13 protein-coding genes and 1 pseudogene are annotated in these 22,424 nt (G+C 41.8%); 10 read left to right on the top strand and 4 right to left on the bottom strand.

Annotated features, from left to right (window positions below; all coding sequences use genetic code 11):
- Positions 1-152: 152 nt before the first annotated feature.
- From K333_RS12220 to K333_RS0108930, 6 genes and pseudogenes are all read left to right on the top strand, one after another.
- A pseudogene (locus K333_RS12220) lies at positions 153-1,177 on the top strand (LacI family DNA-binding transcriptional regulator).
- 44 nt (positions 1,178-1,221) lie between these two features.
- On the top strand, positions 1,222-2,529 hold the full coding sequence (locus tag K333_RS0108950; protein WP_027452592.1) for an MFS transporter: 1,308 nt from the start codon (positions 1,222-1,224) through the stop codon (positions 2,527-2,529).
- Between the two features lie 116 nt (positions 2,530-2,645).
- On the top strand, positions 2,646-5,324 hold the full coding sequence (locus tag K333_RS0108945; protein ID WP_024990542.1) for a 4-alpha-glucanotransferase: 2,679 nt from the start codon (positions 2,646-2,648) through the stop codon (positions 5,322-5,324).
- Entirely contained in the window at positions 5,321-7,450 is a 2,130-nt protein-coding gene (locus K333_RS0108940; protein ID WP_027452591.1) for a glycoside hydrolase family 97 protein, read from the top strand. The genes K333_RS0108945 and K333_RS0108940 overlap by 4 nt, the downstream gene beginning before the upstream one ends.
- A 21-nt stretch (positions 7,451-7,471) precedes the next feature.
- The gene (gene pulA / locus K333_RS0108935) at positions 7,472-9,379 is read left to right on the top strand and encodes a type I pullulanase (protein WP_036889143.1); all 1,908 of its coding nucleotides are present in this window, start codon (positions 7,472-7,474) and stop codon (positions 9,377-9,379) included.
- A gap of 29 nt (positions 9,380-9,408) precedes the next feature.
- Positions 9,409-11,277 carry a glycoside hydrolase family 13 protein gene (locus K333_RS0108930; protein ID WP_024990540.1) on the top strand — a complete coding sequence of 623 codons (1,869 nt, stop codon included), beginning with the start codon at positions 9,409-9,411 and terminating at the stop codon, positions 11,275-11,277.
- A 143-nt stretch (positions 11,278-11,420) separates the two neighbouring features.
- On the opposite strand, the gene K333_RS0108925 is transcribed toward K333_RS0108930, so the two are convergent.
- From K333_RS0108925 to purL, 3 genes are read right to left on the bottom strand one after another with little or no spacing between them, the layout of a single operon-like run.
- On the bottom strand, positions 11,421-11,996 hold the full coding sequence (locus tag K333_RS0108925; protein WP_027452589.1) for a chromate transporter: 576 nt from the start codon (positions 11,994-11,996) through the stop codon (positions 11,421-11,423).
- A gap of 3 nt (positions 11,997-11,999) precedes the next feature.
- Entirely contained in the window at positions 12,000-12,542 is a 543-nt protein-coding gene (locus K333_RS0108920) for a chromate transporter (RefSeq protein ID WP_027452588.1), read from the bottom strand.
- Between the two features lie 10 nt (positions 12,543-12,552).
- Complete coding sequence (purL, locus tag K333_RS0108915) at positions 12,553-16,284, bottom strand: phosphoribosylformylglycinamidine synthase (protein ID WP_024990539.1); 3,732 nt, start codon at positions 16,282-16,284, stop codon at positions 12,553-12,555.
- 246 nt (positions 16,285-16,530) lie between these two features.
- On the opposite strand from purL, the gene K333_RS0108910 reads away from it, so the two are divergent.
- From K333_RS0108910 to K333_RS0108900, 3 genes are all read left to right on the top strand, one after another.
- A complete protein-coding gene (locus K333_RS0108910; protein WP_024990538.1) occupies positions 16,531-17,391 on the top strand; it encodes an OmpA/MotB family protein in 861 nt (286 codons plus the stop codon).
- A gap of 152 nt (positions 17,392-17,543) precedes the next feature.
- Positions 17,544-18,755 (top strand): NADP-dependent isocitrate dehydrogenase, encoded by a 1,212-nt coding sequence (locus K333_RS0108905; protein ID WP_024990537.1) that lies wholly within the window; start codon positions 17,544-17,546, stop codon positions 18,753-18,755.
- 148 nt (positions 18,756-18,903) lie between these two features.
- Positions 18,904-20,112, top strand: a complete 1,209-nt coding sequence (locus tag K333_RS0108900; protein ID WP_027452587.1) for an L-serine ammonia-lyase — start codon at positions 18,904-18,906, stop codon at positions 20,110-20,112.
- On the opposite strand, the gene K333_RS0108895 is transcribed toward K333_RS0108900, so the two are convergent.
- Positions 20,107-20,898, bottom strand: a complete 792-nt coding sequence (locus K333_RS0108895) for a Cof-type HAD-IIB family hydrolase (protein ID WP_036889142.1) — start codon at positions 20,896-20,898, stop codon at positions 20,107-20,109. The genes K333_RS0108900 and K333_RS0108895 overlap by 6 nt on opposite strands.
- 144 nt (positions 20,899-21,042) lie before the next feature.
- Here K333_RS0108895 and K333_RS0108890 point away from each other — a divergent pair, with 144 nt between their 5' ends.
- On the top strand, positions 21,043-21,816 hold the full coding sequence (locus K333_RS0108890; protein ID WP_024990536.1) for an SDR family oxidoreductase: 774 nt from the start codon (positions 21,043-21,045) through the stop codon (positions 21,814-21,816).
- The last annotated feature ends 608 nt before the right edge of the window (positions 21,817-22,424 follow it).

Here is a 22,424-nt window from a genome sequence, read left to right as displayed (position 1 = left end):
TTATATTCTTTAATGCTTTGTTATACTAATTTTGCCATTAAAACGTTATTTCTTTAGTGCAAACGTTTGCGCTTTGTTTTTCTTAATAATAAAAGAGTATGGTAATCTAGTTGCACAGATTTGTCTACATTTGCACAATGAGGTAATTTATCATGAAAGATCAGACATCTATAACAATGAAAGATATCGCTCGCGACCTTGGCGTTTCTATAGCTACTGTTTCGCGTGCGCTGAAAGACAGCCCACGGATTAGTGCTGTCCAAAAGGAGCGTATACAGAAGTATGCGCGCGAGCATAATTCTATCCTAATGTGATTGGTGAAGCCCTTCGCCATAGTAAGGTGATGCCGATGAAAGTAATAGGTGTTATCGTACCTCAATTCGTGCATTATTATTTCGGTTCTGTGCTTAGTGGTGTTGAAGAAGAGGCCAGTGCTCGTGGTTATCGCATCATGGTGGCTCAAAGTAATGAAAAATATGAGCGTGAGGTGGCTATCTGTGATGATTTCTATAAAAATAAGGTGTGCGGAATCATCGTATCTCAGGCCAAAGATACCACGCATTATGAACATTTTAAGAGATTGATGGACAAAGGCGTTCCTTTGGTCTTTTATGATAGAATTTGTACAGGAGTGGATTGCTCTCGTGTGGTCGTTGATGATTATATGGGTGCTTATACTGCTGTAACCCATCTCATAGATACCGGTTGCCGTAGGATCGCATATTATGGATCTTCAATGAATATGGAGATCTCGAAAAACCGATTCAACGGTTACAAGGATGCTTTGCTGAAACATGGATTGAAAGTTGATGAAAGCATTATCCGTCTTTGTGATAATCGAGCTGCTGCTGAGGCGATTACACCGGAAATCATTAATATGGAAAATCGCCCTGATGCATTCTTTGCAATAAACGATGATACTGCAATAGGTATATTATATACAGCTAAACATATGGGCTTTGATGTACCTGGAGATATCTCAATCTGTGGGTTTACTAATGGTAATCGTGCAAAGTCGTGTGATCCTATGCTTACAACGGTAGAACAACGCGGAAAGGCTGTGGGAGAGGAAGCTGCTAATATCCTGATCGGACAGGTGGAAGGCTCTATTGCGATGAACAAAATCGAAAAACGAGTTGTGAGAACTCGACTGGTAGTACGTGGTACTACACGATAGCAATATCATATAGAAATCGACAGACTAAAAACCATTATGATAATATGAAAGAAAAACCTAACATGAACTTTTGGGGGCTCTGGAATTTGAGCTTCGGATTTTTTGGCGTGCAGATTGCTTATGCTCTGCAGAGTGCTAATATTTCGCGTATTTTTGCCACTATTGGGGCAGACCCTCATAGTTTAAGCTATTTCTGGATTTTGCCACCTCTTATGGGTATTATAGTACAGCCTATAGTCGGAACGTTAAGTGATAAGACATGGACTCGTTTTGGTCGACGTATACCTTATTTGTTTATAGGTGCTCTGTTGGCAGTACTCGTCATGTGTCTATTGCCGAATGCTGGGTCGTTTGGCTTTGCGTTTGGGGCAGCCATGTTGTTTGGTTTGGTCGCCTTGATGTTTCTTGATACCAGTCTCAATATGGCCATGCAACCATTCAAGATGATGGTTGGTGATATGGTGAATGAAAAACAAAAAGCCAAGGCTTATGCTATCCAGAGTTTCCTTTGTAATGCAGGTTCTGTAGTAGGTTTTGTCTTTCCGTTCTTATTTACATGGTTGGGCTTGAGCAATGTTGCTCCAAGAGGAGTCGTACCGGATTCTGTAATCTGGTCCTTCTATATTGGTGCAGCAATACTTATATTATGTGTGGTCTATACTACTTTAAAGGTGAAGGAATGGGATCCTAAGACTTATGCGGCATATAATGCCACATCAGAAGTCGTGGCAAAGAAGGAAGAACACGTAAACTGGTTTGTTCTTCTGAAGAATGCCCCTTCTACATTCTGGAAAGTGGGACTGGTACAGTTCTTCTGTTGGGCAGGAATGCTCTATATGTGGAACTATACCACCGGAGCTATTGCAGAAACCGTATGGAATACGACAGATGCTGCATCTTCAGAATTTCAGGAAGCAGGTAACTGGGTGGGAGTACTCTTTGCCGTTCAGGCTGTTGGTAGTGTGATATGGGCTGTCGTGCTGGCGCAGTTTAAGAATACCAAACTTGCCTATGCATTAAGTCTTGTCATGGGTGCTGCCGGTTTTATTCTTATCCCGTTTATTCATGATGCTTATTGGCAGTTTATTCCATTCCTACTGGTAGGTTGTGGCTGGGCTGCTATGTTGGCAATGCCTTTTACCTTTGTTACCAATGCTCTTCAAGGATATGGCCATATGGGCGCATATCTAGGTCTATTTAATGGAACCATTTGTGTTCCTCAGATCGTAGCAGCTTTGTGTGGTGGTGGAATCCTTGGTATGGTAGGCTCTCATCAGAGTAATATGATGATCGTAGCCGGTACTCTTTTCTTATTAGGTAGTATTGCTGTTACTTTTATTAAGGAAAAGTAATAAAATGCAAACGTTTGCATGAATAATAATAATGTTTGTGCAAATGTTGCACGCTGTAAATTAGAAAAAATATCTATCTTAGCATCACAATTAAGAATACTAACCCCCAATATTTTATGAAATTTCAATTTAATATTGATTATAAGACCGTATTTGGTGAAGAGTTGACTCTTCATGTTGATATTGATGGTACTGTCCATTTATGTCGTATGAGTACTTTAGATGGACAAAGATGGTGCTATGATCTTATAGTTACAGAGACTCCAAAGTATATCACCTATTACTATAGTGTGGAACATAATGGATATAGTAGTCGACAGGAATGGTTGACGGTGAAACACAAAATAGGAATCACGAACTCTAAAACAGAGACCTATACAATCTATAATAGATGGAATGATCTGCCGGAGGATTCTTATCTTTATAGTTCTGCTTTTACGGATTGTGTTAATCAGGAGAAGTTATCAGAACTTCCGGAGACATCGTATGCTAAGGCCATAAGACTTATCGTTCGAGCTCCTCAGTTGCGTGAGGGTGATCGACTGGCAATTGTAGGAGAATCCCGTGCTTTGGGAGAATGGAATGTCCTGAAGGCGAAGGATATGTGTCGTCATGCCCATAATGAATGGGTAGTAGATCTGAATATTGACGATATCGTTAATCATCATTTGGAGTTTAAATTTGTTGCACTGGATGAGAATTCTGGTATCACTCCTTTATGGGAAACAGGTTTTAATAGAGTAATAGACTTGCCTGAGATGCGTAATGGTAATATGCTGGTCTATGAATTAAGTCAGGCCTTTTTCGAATTATGGAACCGTAAATTGGCCGGTACCCTTGTTCCTGTATTTTCTCTCCGAAGTAAAACAAGTTTCGGCGTAGGTGACTTTGGTGATCTGAAGAAGATGATTGATTTTGTATCAAAGACGCATCAGCGTGTCCTTCAGGTATTGCCAATCAACGATACTACAATAACTCATACCTGGACTGATTCATATCCTTATAGTTGTATCAGTATTTTTGCTTTGCATCCTCAATATGCAGATTTCTCAGCACTTCCAGAGCTTAAGGATGAGAAGAAACGCAAATACTACGAGACGCTTCGAGAGGAATTGAACCAACTCCCTCAGATTGATTATGAGCGAGTAAACAATGCAAAGATAGATTATCTAAAGGAATTGTTTGCTCAGGAGAAAGATGAGGTGAAAAAGAGTGCAGCGTTTAAAGCCTTCTTCAAGGAGACAGAGCAATGGCTGGTACCTTATGCACAGTATTGTTACTTGAGGGATAAATATGGAACTGCCGATTTTACCCAATGGGATGCACATCAGGTTTGGAATGAAGCAGAACGAAAGAATCTATCATCGCCTACCTCTCAAGCTTATAAAGATGTAGAATTTTGGTATTTCGTTCAGTATATACTTAATTCTCAGATGCTGTCGGTTCATGAGTATGCCAAGGAGAAGAGAGTCATCTTGAAGGGTGACATTCCTATTGGTGTGAACCGATATGGCTGTGATGTATGGACAGAACCAAGATACTTTAATCTGAATGGTCAGGCAGGAGCTCCTCCTGACGATTTCTCAGTAAATGGTCAGAATTGGGGATTCCCTACATATAATTGGGATGAGATGATCAAGGACGGTTGTGCTTGGTGGGTGAGACGTTTCCAGAATATGTCGAAGTTCTTTGATGCATATCGTATCGACCATGTACTTGGATTTTTCAGAATATGGGAAATCCCGGTAGATGCTGTGCATGGATTGTTAGGTCAGTTTGTTCCATCTTTGGGAATGACAGCAGACGAAATCCGCAGTTATGGATTCAATTTCCAAGAAAAACGTTTCACAGAACCATTTATTACAGATTGGGTCCTTGACAGAATGTTTGGTGAACGCGCTGATGAAGTGCGAAAGAAGTATCTCGATCGATTAGACGATGAGAGATATAAGATGAAACCGGAATTTGATACTCAGCGAAAAGTAGAAAAAGCATTCGCAGGAGTGTCTGATCAACGAGAATTGAATCTTCGAGATGGATTGTATGCTTTGATCAGTGATGTACTTTTTGTTCGTGATCATAGGAATCCTGAGTTATATCATCCACGAATCAGTGTACAGTTCGACTATATCTATGAGAGCCTTTATGATAATGATAAGGCAGCATTCAATAACTTATATAACGACTACTTCTATCGCCGAAACAATCAGTTCTGGTATGATGAAGCAATGAAAAAGTTACCGAAGTTAGTACAGGCTACTCGTATGCTGGTATGCGCAGAGGACTTAGGAATGGTTCCAGACTGTGTGCCTTGGGTTATGAATGAATTGAAGATCCTGAGCTTGGAACTGCAGAGCATGCCAAAAGACCCTAAAGTAAGATTCGGTCATCTCAGTCGCAACCCTTATCGTTCTGTATGTACAATCTCTAGTCATGATATGCCAACACTCCGACAGTGGTGGGATGAAGATATGGGGCGTACTCAGGAATACTATAATACGATGCTTTACCGTAAGGGTGCTGCTCCTCATCCATTACCAGGGTGGTTGGCTAGCGACATCATAGCACGTCATCTGGCATCACCAAGTATGCTGTGTGTACTTAGTATTCAGGATTGGTTAGCAATTGATGAAAACCTCAGACTTCCTGATCAGAATGCAGAGCGAATCAATATCCCTGCTAACCCACGTCATTATTGGAGATATCGTATGCATTTGAATCTTGAGGACTTAATGGAAAATCAAGAATTTACCAACATTATTATTAAACTTATAAATGAATCTGGAAGAAGATGAAATGTAAATTACTATTAGCTTTTTTATTATTACCAATGGTGGCAATGGCTCAAATGGTGAAATCTCCGGATGGGCGTATTGTCCTAAAGTTTTCACTGTCGGATACTGGACAACCTACCTATGAACTGACCTATAAAAATAAGGCCGTTATAAAGCCTTCACATCTTGGCTTGGAACTTGCCAAGGACAAGCATGCGTCAAAAGGTTTGAAGGAGACTGATTTGATGGATGGATTTAAAATCTCTGATACAAAGACTTCAACATTTGATGAAACATGGACGCCTGTTTGGGGACAATATAAGAAGATCCGTAATCATTATAATGAACTGGAGGTTGACTTGAACCAGCCTTCAAGTGACCGCAATATCATCATTCGTTTCCGTGTATACAATGATGGTATGGGCTTGAGATATGAATTCCCACAGCAGAAGAGTCTGAACTATTTCATCATCAAGGAGGAACATACCCAGTTTGCCATGGCCGGTGACCATACTGCATGGTGGCTTCCTGGTGATTATGACTCTCAGGAACAGGAAACACAGGAATCAAAGTTGTCTGAGATCAGAAGTAGATTCCATGATGCTGTGGATTGGGCAAACTCTTCATCAAGTGTGTTCTCACCTACAGGTGTTCAGACATCTTTGCAGATGAAAACCAAGGATGGTTTGTATATCAACCTGCATGAGGCTGCATGTGTAGATTATGCCACAATGCACCTGAACTTGGATGATAAAAATATGGTGTTCGAAAGTTGGTTGACACCAGATGCCACAGGTATGAAGGGCTACATGCAGACACCTTGTAAGACCCCATGGCGTACCGTTATGGTAAGTGATGATGCCCGTGATATGCTGGCAAGTAGCTTGATTTTAAACTTGAATGAACCTTGTAAACTTAAGGACACTAGTTGGATTCACCCAACAAAATATTGTGGAGTATGGTGGGAGATGATCGTAGGTAAGAGTTCATGGAACTATACAGACGAATACCCTTCTATCAAGTTAGATCAGATTGACTGGAATAAAGTAAAGCCAAACGGTCGTCATGCAGCGAACACAGAACATGTAAAGAAGTATATCGACTTTGCTGCAGCAAACGGTTTGCAGGAAGTCCTTGTTGAAGGTTGGAATGTCGGTTGGGAAGACTGGGCAAATATGTGGAAATGGGATGTTTTCGATTTTGTTACTCCATATCCAGACTTTGACATCAAGTATTTGAACGAATATGCTCATTCTAAAGGCGTAAAACTGATGATGCATCATGAGACTTCTTCTAGTGTTATTAATTATGAGCGTCATTTGGATAAGGCCTTCCAGTTGATGGATAAATACGGTTATGATGCTGTGAAGGGTGGTTATGTAGGAGATATCATTCCTCGTGGAGACCATCACTATTCACAGGCTATGAATAATCATTATCTGTATGTTGTCAAAGAGGCTGCAAAACATCATATCATGGTGAATGCGCATGAGGCTACTCGTCCAACAGGCCTTTGTCGTACTTATCCTAACTTGATTGGTAATGAGAGTGCGCGAGGAACAGAGTATGAAGCATTCGGTGGTAGTCGTCCAGACCATACCGTAGTATTGCCGTTTACTCGTCTTCAGGGCGGCCCTATGGACTATACCCCAGGTATCTTCGAGACTCAGTTGAAGAATTGGAGTAATAACACAAGTTATGTTCATACAACCCTTGTTGGTCAGTTAGCACTTTACTTGGTAATGTGGGGACCTATCCAGATGGCTGCCGACTTACCAGAAAACTATGCTAAGTTTATGGATGCGTTCCAGTTTATCAAGGATGTTCCTGCTGATTGGGATGAATCAAAATATCTTGAAGCAGAACCTGGTGATTACATTACTGTTGCTAGAAAAGGCAAAGGCACAAATAACTGGTTTGTTGCTGGTAAATGTGATGAAAATGGTCATAAGAGCACGATTAAGTTCGACTTCCTAGAGAAGGGCCGTAAGTATGAGGCAACCATCTATGCAGATGCTTCTGATGCTGATTACGAGAAGAATCCTAAGGCCTATAAGATAACAAAGAAAATTGTGAAGAAAGGTGATGTGTTGAAACTCACTGAAGCACGTGGCGGTGGCTTCGCAATTAGTCTTTTTGCAAAATAAAGACGCTTGTGGTATTAAATCATGATAAGGTTTAAGAATATATATGTTACTGCATTAGCAGTCGTTTTAACGAATCCTGCTCAGGCTCAGGATGTCTTCAAAGAGATGTCCTACAGTCCTGAGCAGACTGTTTTTAGATTGAACACTCCTTTCCGTGGTGTGGTAAGAATCTACGAAAATGGGCAAGGTGGAAATGCCATAAAGGTGGCCAAACTCAAGAAGGTTGCTCCCACAGAATGGACGGTTCGCCTCAAAGGAGACTGGAAAGGAAAGTTCTATACCTTTGATATCGGAAGAGGTGAAACGCCGGGTACATTTGCCAAAGCCGTAGGTGTTAACGGAAAGCGTGGATATATCACTGACCTGAAAGACACAGACCCGGTCGGTTGGGATAAAGACCAACATCCTAAAACATTATCTCCTGCAGATTTGGTGATATATGAAATGCATTGGAGGGATTTCTCTATTGATCCATCTTCTGGATTGAAATATCGTGGAAAGTTTCTTTCTTTGACAGAACCCAAAGCGATAGAACATCTGAAGAATTTAGGTATAAATGCCGTTCATATTTTACCTTCTTTTGATTATGCATCCGTAGATGAGGCGCAATTAGATAAGCCACAGTATAACTGGGGCTACGATCCTTTGAATTACAATGTACCAGAAGGTTCTTATTCTACAAATCCTTTTGAACCGACTTGTAGAATTAAGGAGTTCAAACTGATGGTCAAGGCTTTGCATGAAGCTGGTATCCGTGTTATTCTTGATGTGGTATATAATCATACTTTTGATCTTGAAAATAGCAATTTCCAAAAGACTTATCCTAATTACTATTATCGATATAATCCAGATGGTTCACCAAGTAATGGCTCTGGATGTGGAAATGAAACCGCATCCGATCAACCTTTGATGCGTGAATTCATGCTAGAGAGTGTGAAATACTGGGTAGATGAATATCATATTGATGGATTCCGATTTGACCTTATGGGTGTTCATGACATTCCGACAATGAACGCTATACGCGAACAGTTGAATGCTATTGATCCTTCCTTGTTCGTATATGGTGAAGGGTGGAGTGCAGGACATTGTGCTTATCCGTCAGAATTGTTGGCTACCAAAGTTAACATTCCACAAATGTCGGGGATAGCAGCCTTTGGTGATGATATGCGTGATGCTTTGCGTGGTCCATTCTCTGATGATACTCAGGGAGCTTTTCTCGCAGGTTATCCAGGTGAAGAAGAAAGTTTAAAGTTCGGTATTGTTGGTGGAATTGATCACCCTCAGGTTGATATGAGCAAGGTGAATTATGATAAGACTGCATGGGCTAAGGAACCAACTCAGCATATTAGTTATGTAAGTTGTCATGACGATATGTGTTTAGTTGACAGATTGAAGGCTGAGATACCACAGATTTCCACAGAAGAATTGATTAGGTTGGATGAGCTTGCTCAGACAGCTGTACTTACATCTCAAGGTGTACCTTTCATCTTGAGTGGTGAAGAAATGCTTCGTGATAAGAAAGGTGTGCATAATAGTTTTAATTCTCCCGATAGCGTAAATCATCTCGACTGGAATAATCTGAAGAAATATCCTCAGGTGTTTAATTATTATAGTAATTTGATATCATTGCGTAAAAATCATCCAGCATTCCGACTTTCAAAGGCAGAATTAGTACGCGAACATTTAAGTTTTCTTCCTGTTCAGAAATGTCTTGTTGCTTTTCAATTAAGCAACCATGCAGGAGGTGACTCATGGAATAACATCATTGTTATTCTAAATGCAAATCGTGAGGCAAAACTTGTAGATATTCCTCAGGGAAAATATACTGTTGTATGCTGTGATGGGCAGATTGACGAGCGCGGATTTGGGACTGTTGAAGGAAGAAAGATAGAGGTAGATCCGCAGACAGCCTTGATTCTTCATGACTAGTAGGGTAAGCAATTTTTAATAACCTTAATATGAAAAAGTTTTTTGTAGTTTTAAATTTACTATTCTGTGTGTTGAGTGTAAATGCAGGGGTCAAAGTCGATAAGATTGAACCTACCGACTGGTATGTCGGTATGAAAGACCCGTCACTTCAGTTGATGGTTTATGGAAAGGACATCCGGAGTGCTCAGGTGAGTGTTGATTATCCGGGGGTGAAAATTGATTCTCTTGTAAGGTTGGATTCGCCAAATTATCTTTTGATTTACTTGAATCTACAGAATGCACAACCTGGCATGATGAATCTCAGATTCACACAGAACGGTTCTACCAGAAGTGTGAAATATCAGCTCAAGCGTCGTGCCATGTCTGGAGATAAGCGAATGGGCTTTACGAATGCAGATGTCCTGTATATGTTGATGCCCGACCGTTTTGCATCTTCCGGTAAGATTAAGCACATCAAGGGTATGAACCACTATGTCGTTGATCGTAGTAAACCGAGTTTGCGTCATGGTGGTGACTTGGAAGGTATCCGTCAGCATCTAGATTATTTCAACCAGTTGGGCGTCACTGCATTGTGGTTTACTCCGGTTCAGGAGAATAATTCTCCGGATTCCGAAGATGGGTTTAGTACATATCATGGATATGCCACAACAGACTATTATCGTATCGACCCACGTTTCGGAACGAATGCTCAGTATAAGGCTTTAATAGATGACGCACATGCACATGGACTGAAAATCGTTATGGATATGATTTTCAACCATTGTGGATTTGAGCATCCGTGGGTTGCTGATATGCCTTCGAAGGATTGGTTTAATACCCCAGAGTGGCTTACTGGTGATAAGGATAAATATTTCCAGACCAGTTATAAACTTACTCCGGTGCTTGACCCTTACGCATCGGATATTGATAAGCGTGAGACTGTAGATGGATGGTTTGTCAAGAGCATGCCTGACTTGAACCAGCGCAATCCACATGTTATGAAATATCTTATCCAGAATAGTGAGTGGTGGATAGAATCTGCAGGTATCGATGGCATCCGAATGGATACTTATCCTTATGCTGATCGTGATGGAATGGCTTTATGGATGAAGACCATCGACGAAGAATATCCTAACTTCAATACCGTTGGTGAGACATGGGTGGATGAGCCTCCTTATACTGCAGCATGGCAGAAAGACAGCAGATTGGTAAAGAAGAATAGTTATCTGAAGACGGTGATGGACTTTAGTTTCTTCGTTAAACTCAGTCAGGCTAAGAATGAAGAAACTGATGGGCTCAGTAAAGGCTTCAATAGGGTATATAACAGCTTGGTATATGATTACCTCTATGAGAATCCTTCTTCAGTGATGGCATTTCTCGAAAACCATGACACCGATAGATTCTTGGGTGAAGGCAAAGATACTTTGGCCTTGAAGCAAGGTTATGCTCTTCTTCTTACGATGAATCGTATTCCTCAGTTGTATTATGGTACAGAGGTCCTGATGAATGGTATAAAAACTGTCACTGATGGTAATGTCCGTAAGGATTTCCCTGGCGGCTTCCCAGGTGATAAACATAACTGTTTCACTGCAGAAGGAAGATCTGAAAGTGAAAATGCCGTGTTTAATTGGTTGAGCAAGTTATTGCATTGGCGTATGAACAATCCTTTGATAACAAAGGGCAGACAGATACAGTTTATACCTTTCAATGGTGTATATGTCATTGCTCGCCAGTATCAGGGAAAGACTTCTATGACTATCCTTAATGGAAAGAATACTTCCGGAGAAGTTTGTGTTGAGCGTTATGCTGAACTGATAAAAGATCACAAGCAAGCTCAGGATGTTATGACAGGAAAACAGATTGATTTGACTAAAAATATTAAACTGACACCTCGTCAGGCTTTGATCATCGAGTTCTAAGAATATTCCTTATAAAATAAAAAGGCTTCACATCATTCTGTTGAAGCCTTTTTTTGTTTATCCGATATTTATAATAAGTTCGATATAGAAGTTCAATAAACCATTATTCTATAATATAAAGGTACACCCCTTATACGAAACCATTAGTATAACAATAACAGTCCAGCTAAGGCACAGTAGAACATCATTCTGATAGGATTGATCTTAAGGATCTTCGTTCCTATGAATGTTGCCAAGAATAAGAAGATGCTGATATAAAACTGCCAAGGATTTATTTTAGGACTTGAGAAATTCTCAGCGTTCATCAGTAGTAAGGCTGCAGCACCCAATAAACCAACAATAGCTGGGCGTAATCCCATGAAAATGTATTGTACCGTAGCTGTATGGATGTACTTCATGAACATCTTGCTGATAAAAATCATTAGTATGAGAGAAGGTAAGATCAGGGCAAAGGTTGCCGTAGCAGAACCTAGTATCGCCATGATGCCATTATATCCTGCGTTGTGTACGACGGTGTATCCACAGTAAGTTGCAGAGTTGATACCTACAGGGCCCGGAGTCATCTGTGATATCGCAATGACATCTGTGAATTCTCCCATGGTCATCCAGTGATGATGAGTTACAACCTGACTTTGAATCAACGATACCATAGCATATCCGCCACCGAATCCAAAGATACCAATTTCTAAGAATGTGATAAAGAGTTGTATATATATCATTTTCTATTCTGTAGGTTTTATAAACTTACCATATATGAAACCACCTATTCCTGCAGCGATGATGATATAAATAGGATTTACTCCCAGTAGCCAGATGAGTAGGCCGCCTCCTATAGGAATCCAACAATTTGTCAGATTGATTTTTGCACTCTTTGCCAACTCAAAGGTAGGTACGGCAATCAAGGCTACTACTGCAGGACGGATGCCTCGGAATATTGCTGCCACAATACGGTTGTCTTCAAACTGATGAAAGAACATGGCAATGAGTAGAATGATGATAAAAGAAGGAAGTGCACATCCCAAAGCGGCAATAACTCCACCCTTCGACTTACGTAGGGCATATCCGATAAAGATGCTGATGTTTACAGCAAATGCGCCTGGACAACTCTGGGCAATAGCCAATAAGTCGACAAAGCGGTCTTTGTTGATCCATTGGTTTTTGTGTACAACTTCTTCCTCTATCATAGGAATCATGGCGTAGCCACCTCCGAAGGTGACTACGCCAATTTTAAAGAATGTTTTAAATAATGTCCAATATAGTCCCATTATTCAATTCTTATTTTGTCTTATTCTCAATCCACTTGCGAGCGTTGACAAAGGCTTCTATCCATGGGGTAACTTCATCGTTACGACGATCGAGTGGATACCAAGCATTCTGCCAAGGGAATATCGCACGCTCCAAGTGAGGCATCATAGCCAAATGACGACCATCAGCACTGCAGATACCAGCTACGTTGTAATCAGATCCGTTAGGATTTCCTGGATATTCAGCGTAGTTGTATTTGGCGATGATGTTGTAGTGGTCCTCAGGTTCTGGAAGATAGAAACGACCTTCACCGTGAGCTACCCAGATGCCGAGTTTGTTGCCACTGAGACTTCCGAACATGACACTATCGTTCTGTGGTATGTTCAGACCCAAGAAAGAACTTTCGAATTTCTTAGAAGTGTTGTGGCAGAGATGACTGCGATGCTTATGCTCTGGATTGATCAGATTTAATTCTACCATGAGCTGACAACCGTTGCAAATACCCAAACTTAAAGTATCCTCACGAGCGTAGAACTTGTCGAGCGCTTCTTTTGCCTTAGGATTGTAGAGGAATGCACCAGCCCATCCCTTAGCACTGCCTAATACGTCAGAGTTAGAGAAACCACCGCAGAATACGATAAAGTTGACATCCTCAAGAGTCTCGCGACCACTGATCAAGTCGGTCATCATAACATCCTTTACGTCAAATCCTGCTAGATACATAGAGTAAGCCATTTCGCGTTCTCCGTTGGTACCCTTCTCACGGATGATAGCAGCCTTAACGCCTGATGGTGTACGACGGTTGGCATCAAGATGATATTGCGCGAGCTTTCCTGTGAAGTTCTCGTTGAACTTCATCTCAATAGGTTGTTTCTTATAGTTTGTGAAACGCTTCTTGGCCATACCACCGAAACTCTGTTTGCGGTCGAGTAGGTAAGAGGTCTTGTACCAAGTATCGCGGAGAGCATCGATGTCGAACTCGTGCTCATAATCGTTCTTCTTGACTACAATCTTGCGAGTGTCTGTAGGATAAGCAATCTTAGCATAGCCAATGCCTGCATCATCGAGGAATTTCTTAACTTCAGCCTTGTGCTCATCGCTTACCTGAATAACAACGCCAGGGTTCTCGGCAAAGAGAATCTTTACGATGTCGTCACCGGCAAGATCATAGAGGTTGACATTCAAACCACCTTCTGTGTTGGCAAATGTCATCTCCAGTAATGTTGTGATCAAACCACCTGCAGAGATGTCGTGTCCTGCCATGATCCATCCACGGTTGATCAACTCCTGGATGGCATTGAAACAGTCTACGAAATATTCTGGATTCTTCACTGTTGGAACGTCTGAACCAACCTTGTTGAGACTCTGTGCAAAGGCAGAACCGCCAAGATGCTGTTCGTCGAAACTGAAGTCGATGTGATATAATGAACTGTTCTTGTCGTTGACAACTACAGGACTTACAACTTTCTTGATATCACTTACCTCGCCACCTGCACTTACAATAACGGTACCCGGAGAGATAATCTTCTCACCGTTAGGATATTGCTGAGAAAGACTTAATGAGTCTTTTCCTGTTGGAACATTGACGTGGATGGCGCAGCAGAAATCAGATAGAGCCTTTACTCCACTGTATAGACGAGCGTCCTCACCCTTCTGACTGCGGCATGGCCACATCCAGTTGGCTGACAGACTAAGTGAACTTAAAGGTTCCTCCTTGTCGGCCATAGGGGCCCATACGATATTGGTAAGAGCTTCGGCTACAGAGAGAACACTACCTGCTGCTGGATCTGCCAATCCAGCCTGTGGAGCATGACCCATAGCGGTGGCAATACCTTTCTCTCCACGATAATCGAGAGCTACAACACCGCAGTCGCTCAAAGGTAACTCGATCTGTCCTTGAGTTTGCTGACGAGCTACCTTACCTGTTACAGAGCGGTCAACCTTGTTGGTCAACCAGTCTTTACAAGCTACAGCTTCGAGCTGGAGAACACGGTTGAGATACTCATCCAAGTGACTCTCATTATAAGTGACATTTTCATATTTACGCTCTACAGTTTCGTCCTTCATCACGGTCTTAGGAGAATGACCAAACATCTGAGCAACATCCAAGTCGAAAGGTTTTACTCCATCGCCCTGGACGAAAGAGAAATGAGCATCGCCAGTAGTTCTGCCGACAACATACATTGGAGCGCGCTCTCGGTCGGCAATCTGCTGTACATGGCCGAGGTATTTTTCATCAATCAGTAAGCCCATGCGTTCCTGACTCTCGTTTGCGATGATTTCCTTAGCCGAGAGCGTTTTATCTCCGATTGGTAATTTTGTCATATCGATTTCACCACCACATTCTTCAACCAATTCTGATAGACAGTTCAGGTGTCCGGCAGAACCGTGGTCGTGAATACTTACTACAGGGTTAGTGTCTTCTTCTACAAGGGCACGTACCAGATTGTAGGCACGTTTCTGCATCTCAGGATTAGCACGTTGTACAGCATTCAACTCAATACCATTGCTGTAACGACCTGTATCTACTGATGATACAGAACCACCGCCTAATCCGATGCGATAGTTGTCACCACCTACTACGACAACCTTATTGCCTGTTTGTGGCTCTTTCTTTAGACAGTCGCGCTTTTTGCCATAACCTACACCACCAGCGAGCATGATGACCTTGTCGTAGGCATACTTCTCGTTGTTTTCCTGATGTTCGAAGGTGAGCAATGAACCGGTGATCAGTGGTTGACCGAATTTGTTACCGAAGTCGCTCGCACCATTTGAAGCCTTGATAAGAATCTGCTCAGGTGTCTGATACAACCATTGACGTACAGGGAGTACATCTTCCCAATCACGCTCTGTGTCACTCTTACCATTGTCATCCTTTAAGCGAGGATATGAAGTCATGTAGCAAGCTGTGCCAGCGATAGGCCATGAGCCGACACCTCCACCCATACGGTCACGAATCTCACCACCAGTACCAGTAGCAGCACCGTTAAATGGCTCTACTGTAGTAGGGAAGTTGTGGGTCTCTGCTTTGAGAGAGATAACACTTTCGATGTCTGTTATGCGGAAATAGTCGCTGGTACTCTGGTCCTTAGGAGCGAACTGCTCAATGGTAGGTCCCTGAGCAAAAGCTACGTTATCTTTATAAGCTGATAAAATCTTGTTTGGGTTCTCTTGTGTCGTCTTTTTGATCATGGCAAACAAAGAACTTTCCATTTCTTTGCCATCGATGATGAAGGTTCCACCGAAAATCTTATGGCGGCAATGCTCAGAATTGATCTGGGCAAAACCGAAAATCTCAGAATCGGTAAGTGGACGACCGTTTGCTTTCTCGATGTTATGGAGATACTCCATCTCCTCTGGTGAGAGTGCTAGACCTTCTTCCTCGTTGAACTTCTCAAGGTCTTCTACATGCTTGATTGGTTCTGGATTGTGGTTCACTGTGAATATTTCCTGATCTATGCCGTTGTACATGCGCTGAAGCATAGGGTCGTGCTCGGCATCTTCCGAATCTACAGGAAAGTACTCCTCTATACGCGAAATGCCGTTAAGACTCATGTTCTGAGTAATCTCAACGGCATTCGTACTCCAAGGAGTAATCATTTCACGGCGAGGGCCAATAAAGAAACCCTTTAGTTCCTTAGCGTCTTCTAGCTTTGCGTCGCCGTAAAGCCAACATAGTTCATTGATTTCATCCTGATTCGGCTGATGGTCGATCTCAGTTGCAATCACACTCTTTGATGGAGTTCTGAAAAAAAGAATCATAATCTCTTTACAATTAAATAGGTGTTATAATCTGCTTGCAAAGGTAACAAATTTAATTTAGATTCAGCTATGCTTATTGCATATTTTTGTGTAGACATTCTAAATGTTATGTTAATTTGGCAATATATTTATTATTAGGTGGTTAATTTTTTTTAAAGTAATGGGGGTTATTTCAATCTTCTCGACCTAATTTATAAATTTGCAGCGAATAATCAAACTTTATGCGAAAAACAAAAATAGATACTTATGAAGAAGAATTTTTTATTTGCACTTACTTTGGCTGCGGGTGCTTTGCTCGTTACAAGTTGTGCTAGCAAGAAGGAATTAGAGAATTGTCAGAATGAGAATAGGGAGTTAACAACCAACTATCAGGATTCTAAAGAAAAATTGGCTGCTGCTAATGCGCGCGTGGCTTCGCTTGAAGATCAACTCGCACAGCAGAAGAAGGATTATGCTGCCCTTCAGTCTTCTCTCGACAAGAGTTTGACCAATGCTAATTCTAATAATATCAATATCTCTAAGTTGGTTGACCAGATTAATGAGAGTAATCAGTATATTCGTCATCTCGTAGAGGTGAAGAGTAAGAGTGATAGTCTGAATATGGTTCTTACCAATAATCTTACTCGTTCGTTGAGCAAAGAGGAGATGAAAGAGGTGGATGTTCAGGTGCTCAAGGGTGTTGTCTATATTTCTTTGGCTGACAATATGCTCTATAAGAGTGGTAGCTATGAGGTGAACGACCGCGCTGAGGAGACTTTGAGCAAGATTGCCAAGATCATCATGGATTATAAGGATTATGATGTCCTCATTGAGGGTAATACGGATAACGTTCCTGTCAACAACAAGGCTGCTTCTATGAAGAATATTCGTAACAACTGGGATTTGTCTGCCCTCCGTGCATCTTCTGTTGTACAGTATTTGCAGGATCACTATGGGGTAGATCCTAAGCGTCTTACTGCTGGTGGACGTGGTGAGTATAATCCTGTAGCTACAAATGATACTGAGATCGGTAAGCAGCGTAACCGTCGTACTCAGATTATTATCACTCCAAAACTTGACCAGTTTATGGACCTTATTGATAAGGCTCCTGAGGAGAATGCTAAATAAGTGAGATAACTTTTAATCGATATTATTTCTTTATAGCGATTGCTTTTATTTTGAAAGTAATCGCTATGTTTTTTATAATAAAATTATATATTCTTTCCTTAAGTAAAATCTTTTTGTTATCTTTGCAGCCGTAAACACTAAGAAACTGAATAATGGAAAAGATTAAGATGACGACTCCGCTCGTCGAGATGGATGGCGATGAAATGACTCGCATTTTATGGAAGATGATTAAAGATGAATTAATCCTTCCTTTTGTTGATCTCAAGTCGGATTATTATGATTTGGGATTGCCAAATCGCGATAAAACGGAGGATCAGGTGACTATAGATTCTGCAATGGCTGCTAAAAAATATGGTGTGGCTGTGAAGTGTGCCACAATTACTCCTAATGTAAAACGTATGGATGAATATCATCTGCATAAGATGTGGAAAAGTCCTAATGGTACGATTCGGTCTATCATGGACGGAACGGTATTTCGTGCTCCTATCACGATTCCTAGTATTCATCCGGTGGTGAAGAATTGGGAGAGGCCTATCACGATCGCTCGTCATGCTTATGGTGATGTGTATAAAAGTGTGGAAATCCGTGCTGAGGAGGCTGGTGTTGCTAAACTGGTCTTCGAGGGTGTGAGTGGAAAGAAACAGGAGGTTGAAATCCATAACTTTGATGGTGCAGGTGTCATCCAGGGTATGCACAATACCGACAAGAGTATTCGTTCGTTTGCTCATAGTTGTTTTAAGTTTGCTATCGATACGAAACAGGATTTGTGGTTTGCTACTAAAGATACAATCAGTAAGACGTATGATGCTCAGTTCAGAAAGATCTTTGAGGAAATTTATGAGAACGAATATAAGCAGAAGTTCGAGGAACTGGGTATTGAGTATTTCTATACTTTGATTGATGATGCCGTGGCTCGTGTCATCAGAAGCAAGGGCGGATTTATCTGGGCTTGCAAGAATTATGATGGTGACGTGATGAGTGATATGCTTTCTACAGCCTTCGGTAGTTTGGCGATGATGACCTCTGTACTTGTTTCACCAGATGGGAATTATGAATATGAGGCTGCTCATGGTACGGTGACGCGTCATTATTATCGATATCTTAAGGGTGAGGAAACTTCTACGAATCCTATGGCTACAATCTTTGCATGGAGTGGTGCTTTGCGCAAACGTGGTGAACTGGATGGTATTGAAGCTCTGGTAAACTTCGGTAATCAGTTGGAGGCAGCATGCTTTGATACGCTTAACGAGGGCGTTGCCACTAAGGATCTTGTCAACCTGATGGAAGGTGTGGAAGCTAAGGCTGTGAATTCTTCTGATTTTATCGCGGCTATCCGTGCTCATCTTGAGGAACGATTGAATTAAGTGTTTATATATATAATGTTTTTAGACTGGTGTGTCCGTAGATGCATCAGTCTTTTTTTTTATTGTTTATTTTGTGTAAAAAAGCGGTCTTGTATTTGTATGTGAAAAACTTTTGTTATATCTTTGTGGGTATAAAGATAATGTAGATATGGAGTCTATCAGAGAAATATATAGAATAGGTGTTGGACCTTCATCAAGTCATACAATGGGCCCACAGAAGGCTGCTCAACTGTATCTGAGCAAGCATCGTAATGCTTCTAGTTTTTATGTTACCCTTTATGGCAGTCTTGCGGCTACGGGACGTGGACACATGACGGATAAGGCCATTGAGGAGGTGCTTCGTCCTGTAGCTCCTGTTACTATCGACTGGCAACCTGATATCTTCCTGCCTTTTCATCCTAATGGGATGAAGTTCTCGGGTAAGGATATCTCTGGTGGCGACCTCGAAGAGTGGGTTGTATATAGCGTAGGAGGTGGTGCTCTCTCCGAAGGTGAAAATGATAGTTTGCGCCAAGATGATGTGTATGATCTGAATACGCTGACGGATATCCTCAGGTGGTGCGAAAGATATGGACGTAGCTATTGGGAATATGTAGATGAGCGTGAGGGTAGTGACATTTGGGATTATCTCTTGGAGGTGTGGCGTACGATGCAGGAGTCTGTGGAGCGCGGCTTGAATCATGAGGGTGTGCTTCCAGGACCGCTAAATCTGCCACGTAAAGCTTCTACCTATTTCGTGAAGGCCAGTGGTTATAAACCATCACTTCAAAGTCGCGGGCTCGTTTATGCTTATGCTTTGGCGGTGAGTGAAGAGAATGCCTCTGGCGGTACTATCGTTACGGCTCCAACTTGCGGAGCTTGTGGCGTTGTACCGGCGGTACTCTATCATCTTTCTCGTAACCATCATTTTAGTGATCTGCGTATTGTTCATGCCTTGGCTACGGCGGGTATCTTTGGCAATATCGTAAAGCGGAATGCTTCTATCTCTGGAGCTGAGGTCGGTTGCCAAGGTGAGGTCGGTGTGGCTTGTGCCATGGCGTCGGCTGCTGCTTGCCAGTTGTTTGGCGGTAGTCCTGCTCAGATAGAATATAGTGCTGAGATGGGACTTGAACATCATCTGGGAATGACTTGTGACCCTGTGTGCGGATTGGTACAGATTCCTTGTATCGAGCGAAATGCTTTTGCGGCAACTCGTGCGCTGGATGCTCAACTATATGCTACGTTCTCTGATGGTAAGCATCGTGTGTCTTTCGATCGTGTCGTTAATGTGATGAAGCAGACGGGACATGATATTCCGTCGCTCTATAAGGAAACCTCGGAGGGTGGATTGGCTAAGGATTATAGCCAGGATTCATGATGCTTCGATTACTCCGAAATGGAGTAGGGCATTCTTGATACCATCTTCGTCTACGGTATCTGTTATATAGTCGGCTACTTGTTTGGTACTCTCATTGGCATTTCCCATAGCAATGCCAATGCCAGCGGTAAGTAGCATCGTGTTGTCGTTGCCGCCATCGCCGAAAGCCATGGTCTCTGTGATGTCTATGTCTTCGTGCTTGGCGATTGCTGTGATTCCTTTGCCTTTATCTGCCTTAAGGTCTGTGATATCTGTGAAGTCTGGGCTCCATCTCCCTGAGGTACATCCGGGAAGCGTAGGCATCAGAGCGGCTTCTTCCTCTAGAGTCAGGAATGGGGTCATCTGCAATATGTTTTCGTGGAGTGTGTCTTCCAAATTGGCAAACTCGAAATCACCCAGTCCGAGTCCTTCTCTGAAGATTTTGTCTACGATAGTTTCGTGATTGTACACGGCAATGTTATTCTCGCCCACAACTACCGACGGACAGTTCGCCTCTTCGCATTTCTTTAGTATCTTTTCAACTTCATCTTTGTTGATGCTGTTGCAACAGATAGTCTTGTTGCCAATAAAGCATAAGGCTCCATTGGTCGTGACATATCCATCTATCAAGTCTTCTATCTGACTTAGGTTTACAATGAATTTCAATGGGCGACCTGTGGAGATAAAGATTTTTACCCCTTTATCGTGAACTTTCCTCAATGCATCTACTGTCGACTCTGGAATCTGATGAGTTTTAAAGCTTACGAGGGTTCCGTCAATATCAAAGAATAATGCTTTTATTGCCATACTAATACCTATTTTTTTGTTGCAAAGGTATGAATAATCATTGAAATATCCAAATTAATGATAATTTGCTGCTTTTTATACCTTATATTATATATCTTTGTAAATATAAAGTGAAAAACAGAACTATAATGAAAGGAAAACGCTATGGAAAATTATTTTGATCTTACGGGTAGGGTGGCCTTGATAACTGGTTGCTCTACGGGTTTGGGTGTGCAGATGGCTAAGGCTTTGGCTAATCAGGGATGTAGTATTGTTCCTGTGGCTCGTCGTGAGGAGAAAATTCGAGAGGTCGCTGAGATGCTTCGAGATGATTTTGGGGTGGACACTCTTCCTATTCGTTGTGATATCACAGACACCAAGATGGTTGAGGCTGTGGTTGATGAGGCTTTGGAGCATTTCGGACATATTGATATCTTGATAAATAATGCAGGAACGGGTGCTGTGGCTCCTGCTGAGGATATCACAGACCAACAATTTCGTAATGAACTGGATATCGATCTTTTCGGTACTTTCCGAGTGGCTCGTGCTGTTGCCAAAAAGGCTATGATTCCTGCTCAATATGGTCGCATCATCAATATCGCCAGTATGTATGGTCTGGTGGGTAACAAAATAGCTCCTGCTAGTCCTTATCATGCTGCTAAAGGTGGTGTGGTGAACCTTACTCGTGCTTTGGCAGCTGAATGGGGAAAATATAATATCACGGTTAATTCTATCTGTCCTGGATATTTCTGTACACCTCTTACTAAGGAGACCTTGGATAGTCAATGGTTTAAAGATTATGCTAAAGGGGCTATCCCGATGGAACGTTATGGGGTGGAAGGTGAACTGGATACGGCTGCGATCTTTCTTGCTAGTCAAGCGAGTAGTTATGTCAATGGGGTCATGTTGCCGGTCGATGGTGGTTATACGGCGATGTAGCTAATCGATTTTTACGCAGTTAACTTCATCGGCTTGTGCAGTTAACTCCATCAGTCTACGCAGTTAACTTCGTACCCTTACGCAGTTAACTGCATATTTTAGCAAAAATATCGGTGTGATATTTCCCCCAATATTAAGCGAACCCTCCCGAAGGCATTCCGAACAGATCCCAAAGCCTAGTCATATGTTTTATCTTTCGTGCGCACGCACGCATAAATAATAAAAGGTATAAAATTCGAAAGTCTATTTATTTGTCAAATATTACGAAAACTTTGCAAAAATCTCGAATTTTTCTCGTGAAAGTTTTGGCAGTTTGGCAATAAAGTTATACCTTTGCACTCGCTTTCAGGAACAAGGCAACAACCTAACAATTGAAGCTCGAATCCTAAGAGTAAGGCAAGAGTCTTACAAGGCTTTTTGCCGCATAAAGAAAGAGTTCTTTGAAAAGATTTACATAAACAGAGAAGTAGTACAAGAAGCGAGTTTACATAATTAAAAATGTAAAACTTGGGTAATAAAACGAACCGTTCAATTAATTGAAGGTGCTTTTAGACTTGGTAACTATAAAGGATAATCGTTCTGAACAGACAATTAGACTTCGAAAGAAG

The organism is Segatella albensis DSM 11370 = JCM 12258, from assembly GCF_000426565.1.
In the GTDB taxonomy this organism is placed as follows: domain Bacteria; phylum Bacteroidota; class Bacteroidia; order Bacteroidales; family Bacteroidaceae; genus Prevotella; species Prevotella albensis.
This window is presented reverse-complemented; position numbering and strand designations above follow the sequence as displayed.